Consider the following 14590-nt stretch of genomic DNA (forward strand, 5'->3'; position numbering starts at 1 on the left):
CCGCAACACGAAAGCTCCCACGTCAATCCGGCAAGACGACCCTGCCCGCGGAGACCTGAATCCGATCCGCCGGCCTGGGCGTTTCAGAGATCGCAGGGAGATTCTCAATCTGCAAGGGAGGCGCCTTGCCCGGCTCTCCACCACGCGAGACGGTTCGCACCAACTGGTTGGGAGGCAAAGGTTTCCCATGGCTAAGGTGGTCCCACATCAGATTCAAAGCCTGTTCCTCGTAGTAGGCCAAAGGCACATACTTGGCATCGAACTTCCCCGGTACGCCAAAATGAGAGATATGGGTTATTTCGATGTACCGCAGTTGCGCCCGCGGCCCTTCACGCAATGAATTGAGACCCGCATACGGACGCGAAGTGAAGGTCGCTGGCACGCGGGCATCTTCGCGGCCATGCAGGACCAGGGCGGGTTTGCCGTGCAGATCGCCATTTGCGCGCACTTGCGCAATACCGGCTTGCACGCGCCTGGCCTGCGCCGTGTCGCCGGTGACTAGCGATCGCAGGCATAGCGAGCCATCGAGGTTGTAGTCCTGGCGTCCGGTGGATGGCGATATGGACAACATGTCATGCACCGGCCCGCGCGGATCCCGATCGTTGATCAGATCGATAGGTCCTGCCGGTACGCCCCCAGGCGCCGTGACGAAAATGGCGGCCAATGCTTGCGCGGAAGCTGCCATGGGACGCCCCTGGGCATCCATGGGTCCCGTGCTGTATCCGCAAAGGCCGTCTTCAATGCCGAAGCGACCCAGGCTGTTTGCATACTTGTTTGCGGTGGCCGCGGGCGCGATCAGAAAGTGATGGGCATTCTGATCATCCCCGTCCGGCTCGAATCCCATGTCGTGCAGATGCTGCCGGGCCTCCCGCGCCTGTTCCGCCAGGGTAGCGCCGCGGAGCAATCCTTTTTCCTTCAGTGAAGTACAGCGATTGCCGCCATGGATGACTTCGTCGGTCCGCCAGGCGGCAGGGGTCGCCATCGCCGCGCACGGCTGATAGAGGATCGTTTCGGTAACGTGGTCAAGCAGGGCACGTCCACCCCCGCGCCATTCGCGCCCCAGGCGTTCAATCGCCACGTCGTCGGAAGATTGAGGCTGAATCGCGGGCTGGGCCGCGACGATGCCGTCAATCCAGCCTTCACGGTCCGCTTCGCCGCCGAGCAGGGCGGCGGCTCCTCCATTAGAGTTGCCGGTGGCAATGACCAGCGTATTGGCACGAGTGAGGGCTTGGCCTGTTGCCGCGTAGCGAATGTTCAGCTCGTAGAACGCAAACTGTATCGAACGAAGGACTTCGCGGCCCCAGCTTGCATCGGGGTTTTGGCGGGAGTGGGCATGCTTGAACGCCACTCGATTGGGGTACTGGCGCAAATACGCTTCTTGCATATCCTGACTCATGGGCGCCGTGAAGTGCGATGCCGCCCCGGCAGCTTGAGCGTCGGCTCGTCTTCCGTCGACCAGATTCACGGTATCCGACGCCAGGTCATGCACGCCATTGCCCTGTCCCTTGTCCGTATAGACGACGGCGCAATTGCGCCGCAATCCCCAGCCTCCGACACGCAGCAGATCCGTATATATGCGAGAGGATCCCGTCGTTGGAACAGCGAGAATGCATGGTGACTTGGGTTCAAAGCCAGAAGGAATCTGCAACAGCAATGCTGAGCTCACATGATTCACGCCTGCATCACGCGTGAACGCCAGCACTTCTTCGCCGGCGATACGGGCGTCCGCTACCTGTACTCTCGTGACGGGATCGATATTGGGTCCAAAAAGGCGGCCGAAGCCACCTGCGGCAGACCCGCCCAGGGAGTAGATCGCGGCGCGACGCAGCTCGCTCGCGGACGGTTGCAGCGAATCCGCGTAAGTGGGGCCGGGGCTTTCCCCCAACAGTGGCCCCATGCCCATTCCGGCGGTCAACAAGTCGTCCGAGCGGCCATCCATTTTTTTGACTGAAACGACCGTCAACCACTCCGGCCGTTCCGCCTCCACGTTCCTGACCGATGCGCAACCAGTCAAGTGACCGATCAAGGCGTACGCCAGAACCGCAGCAATCAGGGGCCGGCGCATTTCCTTCCATAGTTTCGGCATTCCTCTTCCTTCTACTTATCGATGAATGGCATCAGTCCATGCGGTCGAAAGCGCGTTGCGCCTATTCAGGCACGATGCCGGCAGCCTTGATCGTTCTTCCCCATTTTTGGGATTCGGCGGCTTGAAAGCTCGCCAACCCCTCAGGCGTCGTCGTAACGACTTCGCCGGCCGTGGACTCCTGGAACTTGCGCCACGCCTGGCCGTGAGCGATTTTCACGAACATGTCGTTCAGCCGTTTCGCAATGTCCGCTGGCGCCCCTGCGGGGAGGTACACCGCGGTCCAATACGTCATGTCGTAATCCTGGACTCCGGCTTCCTGCACCGTCGGAACGTCGGGCGCCAGCGCAATACGCTGGGAGCCGCTGGCGGCCAGCGCACGCAGTTTCTTTGCCTCTACCAGGGGAATGGCGGTAGGCCCATCAGCAAACATAAAGTCCACTTGCCCACCCATGAGATCCGTCAACGCCATCGGATTGCTCTTGTACGGAATATTCACCACGTCCATGCCTGCCAGCTGCTTGAGCATTTCGCCCGCGACGCGGCTCGAAGAACTGCCGCTGCCAAAGTTCATTTCCCCTGGACGCTTCTTGGCCGCGGCGAGCAGATCGGGCAAGGACTTGATGGACGAGCCCGGCGACACCACCAGCATCATCTGCCCCTTCCCGAGCAGAGTGATGGGCGTGAAATCCTTTACCGGGTGGTAAGGCAGTTGCTTGAAAAGAAACTCATTGGCTGCATGGGTGGTATTCGTCGTCATCAGCAAGGTGTACCCGTCTGGAGCGGCTCTGGCCACATACTGGGCCGCGATGATCCCGCTGGCGCCCGCACGGTTGTCGACAACTACCGGGATGCCGTATTCACCGGTGATCGCGTTGGCGAAGATGCGCGCCTGCTGGTCCGTTCCACTCCCGGCCGCGAACGGAACGACGATGGTGATCGGCTTGCTGGGGTAGTCCGCGGCGATGGCTGGGGACGCGCCGCCGCTAAGCGCGATTGAAAACATGCTCGCTATTGCGGATTTGATTGTCCTTGACATACCTTCGTCTCCTTAACTTTTCTCTGTTTTCAGTATTGGTACGGCTCTAGGACCGGTATCGCTTCAGGGTGCCGCCCCGTTGCAGCTTGCCAGGCAGGGCGTGGCCGACTATCTCTTCGGCCAGTTGCGCGCAGTCGGCAAGAGCGTCGAGATCCAGTCCCGTCGATATGCCCATCTCTTCGCACATGAATGCGAAGTCTTCGGTGCAAATGTTCCCAGCGGCCCCGGCGTGCCCCGCGAAAGGGCAGCCGCCCAAGCCGGCACAGGAACTGTCGAACCAATCGACCCCCAGCAGCAAGCCTGCAACCGCATTGGCCATGGCGGTGCCGCGGGTGTCGTGCAGATGCAGGCCGAGACGTTGATCGGGCCAACGGTCCCGAATCGAGCCCACGAGCAGGGCCACGCTTGCGGGGTTCCCCCAGCCAACCGTGTCAGCGAGCTTCAATACCGGAAGAGTCAGGCCGAATTCGCCTACGAGCCGCTGCATGGCGTCGATACGCTTCAATACTCGGCCTATGGGTATTTCCCCTTCGAGATTGCAGCCGAAGGCAGTCATCACGATCCCGAACTCAAGCGGAATTTCATGTTCGACCAGGTAAGTCAATACCTCGCGTTGCGCGTCGATCAGTTCCGCCGTGGTCTTGCCTTGGTTCCGCACGGAAAACGCCTCGGAGGCATTCAGACCCACCCATGCGTTAAGACCCAGCGGCGTCGTGCGGGCGCGAAGCAGGCCCCGCTTGTTCAACCAGAGGCCGGTGTAATGCACTCCCTCCTTGCGCCGGATCGCGTGAGCGACCTCGTCGGCATCGGCCATGGACGGAACTCTCCTGGGGTCGACAAATGAGACACACTGGATTTCCTTCAGGCCGGTCTCGGCAAGCGCCTCGATGAATCGCACCTTGTCGGACGTCGCGATAGGCCCCGGCTCAAACTGAAAGCCCTCACGCGGGCCTTCCTCGCTGATGTGGACGCTTTTTGGCAGGTCATTCATAAGTAACACCCTCCGCCGGCGCAAGTCCGTAGTCGGCATTGTGCTCGCCGAGCCTTGGCCCCATGGCCGCCAGGCGGGGCCGTTCGCCATCGATCGAAACGGGGAGGGCGGTCAGGCCAAAATCCTCTCCGGCGATGGGTTGATAGATCTCCAATGCCTGTACCTGCGAGTGCGCCAGCGCCTCGGGTATCGTGTGAACCGGCGCGCAAGGAACGCTGGCGTGCTCGAAGTGCCGCAGCCAGTGATCGCGTGACTGCCGCCTAAGCAAGGGTTCAAGTTCACTGAAGAGTTCCGCCTTGTGCCGCAGACGTGCGCGGTTTGATGAAAAACGCTCGTCTTGCAGCCACTGCGCTTGTCCCAGTTCGTGGGCGAACCTGGCAAAGAGACGATCATTGCCGCAGCAGATCAGGATGGGATGGTCTGCCGTTTCAAACGATTCATAGGGTGCGAAGCCCGGATGACCGGACCGGTGCCTGTCCGGCAGACGTCCCTCGTTGCGGTATGCGTCCGTCTTTTGGGCGTTCCAGGCCAAAGCCGTTTCCAGTAACGAGGCGTGGACGACTCCGCCGCGCCCCGTGCGATGGCGGCGTTCAAGCAAAGCCAATGCCGCGATCACCGCCCACATGCCGGTCCCTTGATCGCACAGCGAGGTTGCGCTGCGCATGGGCGGATCGTCTGGCCCGCCGTTGGTACTGGACATTCCGCTGAATGCTTGCACCAGCGGTTCGTAGCCCGGCTGCAAGGCCATGGGTCCGACATGGCCGAACGCCGAAATCCCGCAATAGATGAGCTTGGGGTGCCGCGCGCACATGCTTGCACCGTCTATGCCCAACTGCTCCGTGACGCCCGGGCGCAGGTTGTGAACCAGGATGTCGGTATCTTGGGCAAGCCGCTCGAACTCCGCCAAGCCCGACGGCGACTTCAGGTCTATGACCACCGACCGCTTGCCGCGATTGAAGATATGGAAATTCAAGGCCGCGTCATTGCGAAACGCCGCGCCCATATGGCGCGCGTCGTCGCCGAATTTCGCCCGTTCGAGTTTGACGACCTCTGCGCCCAGATCGGCGAGTATGGCCCCCGCGAACGGACCTGCCAGGACCTGACCCAATTCGAGGACGCGTATGCCTTCAAGTACCTTGTTCATGCCATCACCTGTAGTCTCTTGAGGAAATTCTAGGAATGGCGCGTTGATTTTAGAATTAGAATATTTTGATATCTCTGATCAACTTTGTGGATCAAACAGGCATGAGGGTTCCTCTCTCGCTTCAGCAGCTGGAAGCATTCGTGGAGGTCGCACGGACGGCGAACTTCCGCGAAGCCGCCGTGAATCTACATGTTTCACAACCGGCGCTCAGCCGCACGATACGCCTCGCTGAAGAAGCGCTTGATACGCGCCTCTTTGACCGGGACACGCGCCATGTCGATCTCACGCCTTCGGGCCGCGAACTGCTGCCCATCGCGCAGCGAATTCTGCAGGATTTCGACAGCGGGTTCAGCGAGCTCGGCCAGTTTCTGGAAGGGCGCCGGGGGCATATAACGGTCGTGACGCTTCCTTCAGTTGGCGTCGCGTGGCTGGTTCCAGCGATTGCCACTTTCCGCAAGAAGTTTCCGCAGGTCGGGTTCACCATGCTGGAAGGTCCGGACCAGGCCTTGCGAGCCGCCCTGATGGAAGGGCGGGCCGACTTCGCAGTCACCATGCGTCCGAAGCAGCAAGAGCCGTATCGCTACACACACTTGCTGGATGACCCGTTCATCGCCTTGTGCCGCAAAGACCATCCGCTGGCCAACAGGAAGAAAGTGCACTGGTCGGCCTTCGCGGCGGAACCGTTTCTTTCAGCCGCGAGCAGCAGTAGCATCCGGCCCATTACGGACGCAGCCTTTCTGCGCCGCCGGCAGACAGTTCCGGATGGATTGGAGTACCCGAGCATACCCGCCGTGGCCGCCATGGTACGGGCGGGACTGGGCATAACGGCCATCCCGCAACTGAGCCTGAACTTGCTCGATGCGCAGGACCTCACAACGGTATCCCTAGTGGGGCCGGTCATGACCCGGCCCATCGGCGTAGTCACGAGAGCAGGGCGGTCACTGTCGCCGGTCGCCCGCGCTTTCATAGACGATGTCGCCGCGTTGGTGTCCGGCAAGGTCGATCTTTCCGTCTGATCGCTTCGGGCGCGCCATCGGCGGGATCCGGAGAGTAGGGGAGAGAGCGTCGATCCTCCATGGAAATTCACTGAACCTGCGGGAAACATGGAAGCACAAGTTCCGCAATCAGACCCCCGCCTGCCCGGGGCTTCAGATTCAGCGTCCCCCCGAATCGCTCGGCAATGGCATGCACGATCGAGATGCCAAGACCAGCGCCGTCGTTGCGACTTCGGCCTTGGTCTCCGCGCCAGAAGCGGCGCCCAATTTTGGCTACTTGATCCTCACTGAGCCCTGGCCCGCGGTCGGTCACGATGACTCGGCATTGTCGGGTCGGGGACTCGAAGTGCGCCGCGACTTCGACAGTCATGTTTTCGGGGGAGTAGCGGATTGCATTGTCTACAAGGTTGCGGACGGCAGCCTCCAGCATCCCGCGGGGAATCGAGCTGCCGCTATCGGACCCATGGATGGAAAGCGCCAAGCGCACCTGTGCCTCGACCGTTGTTGCATTGATGACGCTGGAGATGACTTCCTGGATGGATGCGCACCTGTCTTCCGGGTTGATCGATGCCTCGGCACGAGCAAGAACCATCATTTGGTCCAGGGTGCGCCGCAGGCGCTTTACGCCTTCTTCGGCGCTACAAAGTGAAGACGCGGCTTCTTCGCCTTCAGTCAGCCTGGCCACTTGCAGGTGAGTGTCGATCACGGTCAGTGGGGTACGCAATTCATGCGCTGCCGCATCCGTAAACGCCCGCTGGCTTGAGAGTGCCTGGGCCAGCCGTCCCAACAGTCCGTTCATCGCATCCAGGACCGGACGAAGCTCCGTTGGCGGCCTCGCGACGGCAATAGGCGTGGTGTCGTCCGTCTCCTTGGCCCGCAACTGCATGCGCAAGGCTTGCAGCGGCGCAAGGCCTTGCCCAATACCGATCCAGAGAGCAGCCAGTCCGCCAAGAAGCGCGATCAGGAATGGCACGCCTGCCGCAAACAGCAACTCATTGATCAGCGAGTTCCTTTGATCGACACGATCCGCTGTCGTTATCTGGTAGCTGTCGTCACGAAGCACATAGATCCGCCATTCCTGCCCCGCTATCATGCGCGTGCTGTAACCGCCAGGCAGCCTTTCGAAGTCCGAGGCCGGGCTGCCGTTGGTGCGCGCCAAAACTTCGCCGCGAAGCGCGCGAATCTCGCAAGCGATTCCTTCGCTGCCATTGACACGAACCGCTTGCGCGAAATCCGTCGGCTTGGCGTTGGGATCTATGGCCGAGCCTGCAAGCAGGCCAGAGACCATGCGAGCCGACATGGCCAGCCGGCCGTCGAGTGTACGAGCAACGTCGGCACGCACACCCAGCATCATCCAGGCGGCTGCCGCCGCCCATAAAACCATCAGAGAAATTCCTGCGATCAGGACCGCGCGCAGACGCAAGCTCATGCGTTGAGCCTCCAACCCAGCCTGTATCCCAATCCACGCGAAGTCTCAATCACTTCAGCTCCAAGCTTGCGGCGCAGATTGTGAATATGGACATTGAGCGCGTTGCTGCTTACTTCTTCGCCCAACCCGTACAGGCGTTCACTGAGCAGATCAGGAGAAATCCATCTCGCATCGGCAGTGGCCAGATGAGCCAGCAGATCCACCTCGCGACGCGATAGCGAGATGGCTTGGCCTTCCAGCCAGGCAAGCCCGCTTTCGGGTTCCAGGCGCAACGGTCCCGCCGCAATGATCTGGGCTGCGCGCCCCTGTGTGCGTCTGACCAGCGCATGCAATCGCGCTGCCAATTCCCGCAGATCAAACGGCTTGGTCATGTAGTCGTCGGCACCCTGGTGCAGGCCCGCGATCCTGTGCTCTATGGCATCCCGGGCGGACAGTATCAGCACGGGCAAACACGGTTCTATCGCGCGCACAACGGAGAGCAACTCCATGCCGTCACGGTCGGGAAGCCCCAGGTCGAGGACCAGGGCATTGAAGGAGTTCTCCGTTTGGGCGGCTTCAGCCTCAACTGCCGTGCAAACGTGCTGCACCATGATGCCGTGCGCGCGCAAGCCAGCCACAATTCCCTTGCCGATCAGTTCGTCGTCTTCTACCAGCAATACCCGCATTTGCATCCCAATCCGCTGCAGCCAAGGATCCATATGTTAGGCCAGAAATTGTTGGCCCAGGCGGGTCGGCTCCCGGATTTCCGGGCTCTCCGCGCCTGCGTTCCCTTCTTTAGTCTCAGTTAATCGACCTCCTCCATCATCGCTGGATATGCTCCCTTTCACCGCCGCATGAGGGTGGTTGGGGGCCGACTATTGCCCGGAGGAATCAGGTTGTTTGTATATCGGCGAGTACTGGCCATTGTCTTTCTGTATTTGCTCGCCATCGGCAGTGCGTGGGCGAGTACCGGACTGTTTTCCTGGAAGGAGGAAGCCGAATTCCTGGATCCGGTCGATGTATTCAAACTGGCGCAAGTGCAGCAGCAGGGGAGGGAACTGGCGGCGCAAGGGCGCATTGCCGATAACTACTATGTTTATCGTCACTCGTTGAAGCTGGTTTCCGGGCAGGGCGAGGAGGTCCGCCTGGATCTTCCTCCAGGCACGCCAAAGAATGATGAGTTCTTTGGCGATACGGAAATCTATCTCGGAGATGCGCTGCGCCTGCGTTTTCCTGCATCCGTGAGAGGTCCGTTGACGCTGCATTGGCAAGGGTGTGCGGAAGGGGGTATCTGTTATCCCCCCCAGACCATGGCCGTGAATTTGCCCGTGACGGCGGCAGGAGCCTCTGCAGCCGCCGCCGTTCCTGCTGTCCCACCTCCGGCAAGCGCCCGTCCACGGGAGGCGGGCGCAAGCGGCGGCGCCAACGTCGCCGAGGACCAGGCTGCCGCACAACGTCTTGCGACGCTGGGGCCGGTCGCAGGCATCTTGCTGTTCTTCGGCTTCGGGCTGCTGCTGGCTTTCACGCCTTGCACCTTGCCGATGATTCCCATCATTTCCAGCATGGTCGTCGGCAATCAGGCCAAGCCGCGACGCGCCTTCATCACATCCCTGTTCTATGTCTTGGCCATGGCCGGCACCTATGCTGCCGTGGGTGTCGCGGCAGGCTTGGCAGGCGCCAATCTCCAGGCGACCCTGCAATCGCCCTGGCTGCTGGGAGCGTTTGCGGCCTTGTTCCTGATTCTCGCCAGTTCCTTGTTCGGAATGTTCGAGCTGCGCTTGCCGTCCGCGTTGTTGAACCGACTCGGATCCGCCAACCAGGGACGTTCTGGTGGCAGCGTGGTCGGCGCTGCGGCGCTGGGCTTCTTGTCGGCATTGCTGGTCGGCCCCTGCATGACCGCGCCCTTGGCGGGAGCGCTGCTCTATATCAGTCAGACGGGCAGCGCGCTGTATGGCGGCCTGGCGCTGTTTTCCCTGGGCCTGGGCATGGGTCTGCCGCTGCTGGCGATCGCCGTCTGCGGCGCCCGCATACTGCCCAAGCCCGGGGCCTGGATGGATAGCGTACGCGTCGCCTTCGGCTACGTCATGGTCGGAATGGCGGTGATGATGCTCGACCGCTTCCTGCCAGCTACCGTAAGCCTGGTGCTGTGGGGGGCTTGGATACTGTCTATCGCCATCGGCCTGCTGGCCTGGGCGCAAGCGGTGGCGCAAAGGCCGCGTCTGATGTGGGCCTTGCGCACACTGGGAGCCATTGCCGGCCTATGGTCCATCTTCATGCTTGTGGGCGCCGCCGCGGGAGGCGAGTCGGCGTCGCAGCCGTTGGCGCATCTGCGCGCCGCATCTTCGGCGGCCGCGTCAGCGACCGCCAAACCGGCCTACGTCCAGGCCAAGTCTGTCGAGGACGTCGATAAGCGCCTGGCGCAAGCGGCTGCGCAGGGCCAATGGACCTTGATCGATTTCTACGCCGACTGGTGCATCAGTTGCCACGTGATCGAGCGCAATGTGTTTGGCGACCCGGCTGTGGCGCAGCGGCTGGCGCGCATGCAGGTACTGCGGCCCGACGTGACGCGCAACGACGCCACCGATCAGGCCCTGCTCAAGCACTGGGGCGTCATGGGACCGCCCACGCTTATCCTGGTGGGGCCTGACGGCACGGAGCGCAGAGACCTGCGTGTGGTGGGTGAGGTCAGCGCCGCTGACTTCCTGGGGCATCTGAACCAGGCGGGCACGCCATGATAGGTATCGGTCCGTTCTCCATTCAGAGCATTGGTGTCGTCGCGGCTGTACTGCTTTCCTGGCTGGTGACCCGCGTACTGGCCAAGCGCTTGCCGGAAGCCTCTCATCGGCTTGCCGGCGCCGTACTGCTCGACGCGGTCTTTTGGGGCGTCGTGGCAGCCCGCCTGGGATACATCGCCTTCTGGTGGGAAGACTATTTCGCGGCGCCCATGTCGATGATTGCAATCGGCGATGGTGGATATTACTGGTGGGTTGGGGTGCCGGCGACGATTGCGTTCGTCTGGTGGCGAACCCGGTCCATGTCTGTGCAGCGCCGCCTCATTTACGTCGGTGTATTGGCCGGGGTAGTCGCCTGGTTCGCAGGCGGCGCCGTGTTTTCACTGCTCTACGAGTCGCCGCGCCTGCCTGACGTGCAGTTGGTGACACTGGATGGCAAGCCAATCTCGCTGAGGTCGTACGAGGGCAAGCCGATGGTCGTCAACCTTTGGGCAAGCTGGTGCCCGCCTTGCCGCCGTGAGATGCCCGTGCTGGAAAAAGCGCAGTCTGAGTTCCCCGGTGTCGGTATCGTCCTGGTCAATCAGGGGGAGAGCGCGCAACTGGCGCGGGCCTTTCTCGACAGCGCAGGCCTGGCATTGCACGACGTCCTGCTCGACCCGGCATCCGCGTCGATGCAGGCAATGAACTCGCGCGGCTTGCCCACGACCCTGTTCTTTGACGCGGAGGGACGTCTGGTGGATTCGCATCTAGGCGAGATCACCATGGCCAGTCTCAAGGACAAGATGTCACGCCGTTTCGATCTTCCCTCGAACGGCGCTCAAGACTTACCCAAATAAGGAATGACCATGTTTGCATTGCGTATGCGTTTTTCGTCGATCGCAGCCATCCCGCTCATGCTGGCGGCCGGCTACAGCCAGGCGCAGAACGGGAACCGGCCGCCAGCCATCCATGCATTGGAAGCGCAAGGCCTCGCCGTCATCGCAGAATTCGAGGTGGAAGGCGGCTTGCGTGCGTTCGCGGGCGCGGCAGAAGATCGCCCCGTTGCGATCTATGTCACCAGCGATGGCAACGCTATCGTGGGTACGCGCCTGGACGCCAATGGCAAGCCGATCGACAGGGCGAAGCTTCGCGAGTTGGTTGAAAAGCCCATGGGCGAGAAGACTTGGGCCCAATTGGAGTCCGCTACCTGGGTGCAGGATGGAAAATCCGACGCGCCCCGCATTATCTATACCTTCTCCGATGCGAATTGTCCCTATTGCCACCAGTTCTGGGAAGCCGCTCGTCCCTGGGTGCAGGCAGGCAAAGTCCAACTTCGCCATCTGCTCGTAGGCGTAATCCGTGCAGACAGCCCAGCCAAGGCGGCGGCGATCCTTGGCGCGTCCGATCCATCGGCCGCGTTGACTGAGAACGAACACAAGTTTGACCAGGGCGGCATCAAGCCCGCCGCCAGCGTCCCCGACGAGATTCTCCGGATACTCGAAGACAACCACATGCTGATGATATCGACCGGCTTCCGCGGCACGCCTGGCATCGTGGTCCGGGAGAACGACGGCTCGATAAAGAAGTTCAACGGCATGCCGCAGGGCGAGCAACTGGCCGAAGTGTTGGGGCCGCGCTGAAGTTGAACCGCCATGGCGTCTAGGGCGCCCCAAGCCGATCAGCGGCCGCGGCTTACTTGCGCCGCGCTTCGCTGGGGCGCATGCCGAACTTCGCCTTGAACGCATTGCTGAAATGCGAGGAGCTGCTAAAGCCCAGCGAGTACGCAATGTCCGTGATCGAGCGGTGCAATTCCTGTTGAGAACAGATCAGGTCATGGCACTTCTGAAGCCGCCGGCTCCAGATCCAATCCGCGGGGGAGGCGCCCACTTCGCGGAACAGATGATGCAGCAACCGCACCGAGATGTGGTGATGCTTGGCGATTGCTTCCAGCGACAGGCCCGGGTCCGACAAATGCTGTTCGATCCAGGATTGAATCAAGCTCAACCGGGCTAACCGGTGCGGGTCGCCATCGGTGTCCGGAACCGGGTCTCGATCCAGCACGAGAGCGACGATGTTCAGCAATTCCGCACCGAGCCGCGGCTTGTCGGTAGCGGCGATGGCCAGGCTTTCCGCGACCAAGTTCGCGCACAACTGTGCGGCGAGCTTGCCAATACCGTTACCGATACTGACATTGCCTGCAATCGGCAGATCCTGGCGCGCCATGCGGCTTTTCAGGCTTTCCCTTGGAATTTCCAGATAAAGCGCGCGCATCTCGGCGAGGCATTGCAGGTCATAGGGTTCGCCAGAATAGAACAATGCCGCGACCGCGGGGTTTGACGGCAGCTCGTGACCGCCTTGGGCGAGCTGTGCGCGGCCTTTCTGGAGTATCTGCAAGTAGTAGCAGTCCTTGTCGAGCCGAGCAAGATGCTGCTTGCGCCGCCGGATCCTATGTGGAGACAGCTGGATGTCGGTGATGGATACCGGGCCGAAATCCGCCTTGCACAAACTGCCTTGATAACCATTTGTACCCGGCAGTTCGGCATCCAGTGCTATGTAGGCGCTGCATAGCGCTTCCTGCCATAGATCGCGACGCTGCGGAAGCTCGTGTTGCCGAGCATCGAAAACCAACTGCATGTGTCTCTCCTGGGGGAATCTCTTTGCAGCCTGGAGCAAGTCACTTGCGCTTTGGTGCAAGACGCCGCGTTTGGGCCGGCGATACGCTTCCTTCTCCTGCATGGATTTTATTCCATATTCATTTGAGCACGATCAAGAAGGACGATCGCGCCTCAACCCAAACACATAGAAATGCGGTTACCAGGAGGAGATAGGCATGGCCATCAGCAGCAGCGGGATCGTCGCTCCCATAGACGGAAATCCACCAGAAAAAGCAGAGACCAGCGGGATCAAGAAAGTGGTGGCGGCCTCGATGGCCGGCACGGTCGCGGAATGGTATGAGTTCTTCATCTACGGCGTGGCCAGCACACTTGTTTTTGGCCCCTTGTTCTTCCCAAACGTCGACAGCCCGCTCAGCGCCATCATCGCAGCGTTCGCGACCTACGCGGTCGGCTTCGTCGCCAGGCCGCTGGGGGGCATCGTCTTTGGCCATTTCGGTGACAGGCTGGGAAGAAAGAAGCTGCTGCAGTTCAGCCTGCTGCTGGTTGGATCTTCCACTTTTCTGATGGGATGCCTGCCCGGGTTCCAGGCCATCGGCTTCGCGGCGCCAGCACTGCTGGTATTGCTGCGATTCATCCAGGGCTTTGCCGTCGGCGGCGAATGGGGTGGGGCGGTGCTGTTGATCTCCGAGCATTCGCCTCCTGACCGGCGTGGCTATTGGGCGAGCTATCCGCAATCGGCGGCGTGCATAGGCAACGTTCTGGCGTCGATCGTGCTGTTCAGCCTCTCGTCCCTGTTGTCCAAGGAGGCATTCCTCGACTGGGGCTGGCGCGTGGCGTTCTGGCTCTCCGGAATCATCGTGTTTGTCGGCTATTACATCCGCCGGTCCGTGGAAGACGCGCCGATTTTTGTGGAGACCTATCTCCGGCAAAAGGCGGCCAAAAAGAAAGCGGCCTCGCTCAAGGACGCATTGGCCGCCTATCCCGGAAAGTCCATCTTCAGCATCCTTCTGCGCGTGGGCGAAAACACGGTCTACTACATCATTGTCGTGTTCTCGATCACCTATCTCACCGTCCATGCCAAGCTGCCTGCGCAGACAGTGATGTTCATCATGTTCGTCGCGAACATCCTGCAATTCTTCTCCATGTTGTTCGGCGGCTATCTGTCTGACCGCATCGGACGCAAGGCGTGCATCGGGCTGGGCTATGCAGGCCTGCTGGTCTGGGCGTTCTTGTATTTTCCCGGGCTGGATTCCGGCTCCAACATCCAGATACTCGGCGTCATTTGCCTGGGACTCTTTTTCCAGGCGCTGTGCTATGGCCCCCAGGCGGCCTATTTCTCGGAAATTTTCCCGACCTCGATGCGATATGCGGGCGCGTCCTTCTGCTACCAGATAGCGACGATAGTCGCGGGCTCCATCGCGCCGCTGGTCGCAACCGTCTTGCTGCGCGACTTCGGCAGCACCGGTCCCATCGTTGTCTACCTGGCCGGAACCGTCGTGGTGTCGCTGTTGGCGCTCGGCTTGCTGTCGGAAACCAGGAACATTTCCCTGCACGAGGTGGACCGCGCCCACCTGGAGCGCCACGGCGCCTGATTCAATTGGAGT

At 61.2% G+C, this 14590-nt stretch carries 12 protein-coding genes; 5 read left to right on the plus strand and 7 right to left on the minus strand.

The genetic code is table 11. The annotated features are described in order from the left end of the window. Positions 1–22: 22 nt before the first annotated feature. From AC6LKD_RS04485 to AC6LKD_RS04500, 4 genes are all read right to left on the minus strand, one after another. Entirely contained in the window at positions 23–2086 is a 2064-nt protein-coding gene (locus AC6LKD_RS04485; protein ID WP_498115280.1) for a 3-hydroxybutyrate oligomer hydrolase family protein, read from the minus strand. A gap of 61 nt (positions 2087–2147) precedes the next feature. Continuing rightward, positions 2148–3089: a Bug family tripartite tricarboxylate transporter substrate binding protein gene (locus AC6LKD_RS04490; protein WP_498115282.1), complete on the minus strand. Its 942-nt coding sequence runs from the start codon at positions 3087–3089 to the stop codon at positions 2148–2150. Between the two features lie 79 nt (positions 3090–3168). Next, positions 3169–4113: a hydroxymethylglutaryl-CoA lyase gene (locus AC6LKD_RS04495; protein ID WP_498115284.1), complete on the minus strand. Its 945-nt coding sequence runs from the start codon at positions 4111–4113 to the stop codon at positions 3169–3171. Continuing rightward, positions 4106–5257: a CaiB/BaiF CoA transferase family protein gene (locus AC6LKD_RS04500; protein WP_498115285.1), complete on the minus strand. Its 1152-nt coding sequence runs from the start codon at positions 5255–5257 to the stop codon at positions 4106–4108. The genes AC6LKD_RS04495 and AC6LKD_RS04500 overlap by 8 nt, the downstream gene beginning before the upstream one ends. A gap of 101 nt (positions 5258–5358) precedes the next feature. On the opposite strand from AC6LKD_RS04500, the gene AC6LKD_RS04505 reads away from it, so the two are divergent. Further along, a complete protein-coding gene (locus AC6LKD_RS04505) occupies positions 5359–6273 on the plus strand; it encodes a LysR family transcriptional regulator (protein WP_498115287.1) in 915 nt (304 codons plus the stop codon). Between the two features lie 67 nt (positions 6274–6340). Here AC6LKD_RS04505 and AC6LKD_RS04510 read toward each other — a convergent pair whose 3' ends face one another. Together AC6LKD_RS04510 and AC6LKD_RS04515 are read right to left on the minus strand one after the other, a co-directional pair. Continuing rightward, the gene (locus AC6LKD_RS04510; protein ID WP_498115289.1) at positions 6341–7681 is read right to left on the minus strand and encodes an ATP-binding protein; all 1341 of its coding nucleotides are present in this window, start codon (positions 7679–7681) and stop codon (positions 6341–6343) included. Next, positions 7678–8346: a response regulator gene (locus AC6LKD_RS04515; protein ID WP_498115352.1), complete on the minus strand. Its 669-nt coding sequence runs from the start codon at positions 8344–8346 to the stop codon at positions 7678–7680. The genes AC6LKD_RS04510 and AC6LKD_RS04515 overlap by 4 nt, the downstream gene beginning before the upstream one ends. A gap of 168 nt (positions 8347–8514) precedes the next feature. Between AC6LKD_RS04515 and dsbD the strand changes: the two genes are divergently transcribed. Genes dsbD through dsbG form a run of 3 tightly spaced genes read left to right on the plus strand, consistent with a single transcriptional unit; the run spans position 8515 to position 12011 of the window. After that, the gene (gene dsbD, locus AC6LKD_RS04520; protein ID WP_498115290.1) at positions 8515–10395 is read left to right on the plus strand and encodes a protein-disulfide reductase DsbD; all 1881 of its coding nucleotides are present in this window, start codon (positions 8515–8517) and stop codon (positions 10393–10395) included. Next, complete coding sequence (locus tag AC6LKD_RS04525; RefSeq protein WP_498115292.1) at positions 10392–11228, plus strand: prolipoprotein diacylglyceryl transferase family protein; 837 nt, start codon at positions 10392–10394, stop codon at positions 11226–11228. Before dsbD ends, AC6LKD_RS04525 begins: the two co-directional genes overlap by 4 nt. Before the next feature lie 9 nt (positions 11229–11237). After that, positions 11238–12011 carry a thiol:disulfide interchange protein DsbG gene (gene dsbG / locus AC6LKD_RS04530; RefSeq protein ID WP_207464835.1) on the plus strand — a complete coding sequence of 258 codons (774 nt, stop codon included), beginning with the start codon at positions 11238–11240 and terminating at the stop codon, positions 12009–12011. A gap of 52 nt (positions 12012–12063) precedes the next feature. Here the strand turns inward: dsbG and AC6LKD_RS04535 are convergent, their stop codons facing one another. Then, positions 12064–13005 carry an AraC-like ligand-binding domain-containing protein gene (locus AC6LKD_RS04535; RefSeq protein ID WP_498115294.1) on the minus strand — a complete coding sequence of 314 codons (942 nt, stop codon included), beginning with the start codon at positions 13003–13005 and terminating at the stop codon, positions 12064–12066. 196 nt (positions 13006–13201) lie between these two features. Between AC6LKD_RS04535 and AC6LKD_RS04540 the strand changes: the two genes are divergently transcribed. After that, entirely contained in the window at positions 13202–14578 is a 1377-nt protein-coding gene (locus tag AC6LKD_RS04540) for an MFS transporter (RefSeq protein ID WP_207464831.1), read from the plus strand. Positions 14579–14590: the final 12 nt, after the last annotated feature.

The organism is Achromobacter sp. D7-1, assembly GCF_059760445.1.

What these genes read in the sequence shown, in the direction of transcription:
- AC6LKD_RS04485 (WP_498115280.1), bottom strand. Translation starts at nt 2,086, where the DNA reads ATGCCGAAACTATGGAAGGAAATGCGCCGGCCCCTGATTGCTGCGGTT.
- AC6LKD_RS04490 (WP_498115282.1), bottom strand. Translation starts at nt 3,089, where the DNA reads ATGTTTTCAATCGCGCTTAGCGGCGGCGCGTCCCCAGCCATCGCCGCG.
- AC6LKD_RS04495 (WP_498115284.1), bottom strand. Translation starts at nt 4,113, where the DNA reads ATGAATGACCTGCCAAAAAGCGTCCACATCAGCGAGGAAGGCCCGCGT.
- AC6LKD_RS04500 (WP_498115285.1), bottom strand. Translation starts at nt 5,257, where the DNA reads ATGAACAAGGTACTTGAAGGCATACGCGTCCTCGAATTGGGTCAGGTC.
- AC6LKD_RS04505 (WP_498115287.1), top strand. Translation starts at nt 5,359, where the DNA reads ATGAGGGTTCCTCTCTCGCTTCAGCAGCTGGAAGCATTCGTGGAGGTC.
- AC6LKD_RS04510 (WP_498115289.1), bottom strand. Translation starts at nt 7,681, where the DNA reads ATGAGCTTGCGTCTGCGCGCGGTCCTGATCGCAGGAATTTCTCTGATG.
- AC6LKD_RS04515 (WP_498115352.1), bottom strand. Translation starts at nt 8,346, where the DNA reads ATGCGGGTATTGCTGGTAGAAGACGACGAACTGATCGGCAAGGGAATT.
- dsbD (WP_498115290.1), top strand. Translation starts at nt 8,515, where the DNA reads ATGAGGGTGGTTGGGGGCCGACTATTGCCCGGAGGAATCAGGTTGTTT.
- AC6LKD_RS04525 (WP_498115292.1), top strand. Translation starts at nt 10,392, where the DNA reads ATGATAGGTATCGGTCCGTTCTCCATTCAGAGCATTGGTGTCGTCGCG.
- dsbG (WP_207464835.1), top strand. Translation starts at nt 11,238, where the DNA reads ATGTTTGCATTGCGTATGCGTTTTTCGTCGATCGCAGCCATCCCGCTC.
- AC6LKD_RS04535 (WP_498115294.1), bottom strand. Translation starts at nt 13,005, where the DNA reads ATGCAGTTGGTTTTCGATGCTCGGCAACACGAGCTTCCGCAGCGTCGC.
- AC6LKD_RS04540 (WP_207464831.1), top strand. Translation starts at nt 13,202, where the DNA reads ATGGCCATCAGCAGCAGCGGGATCGTCGCTCCCATAGACGGAAATCCA.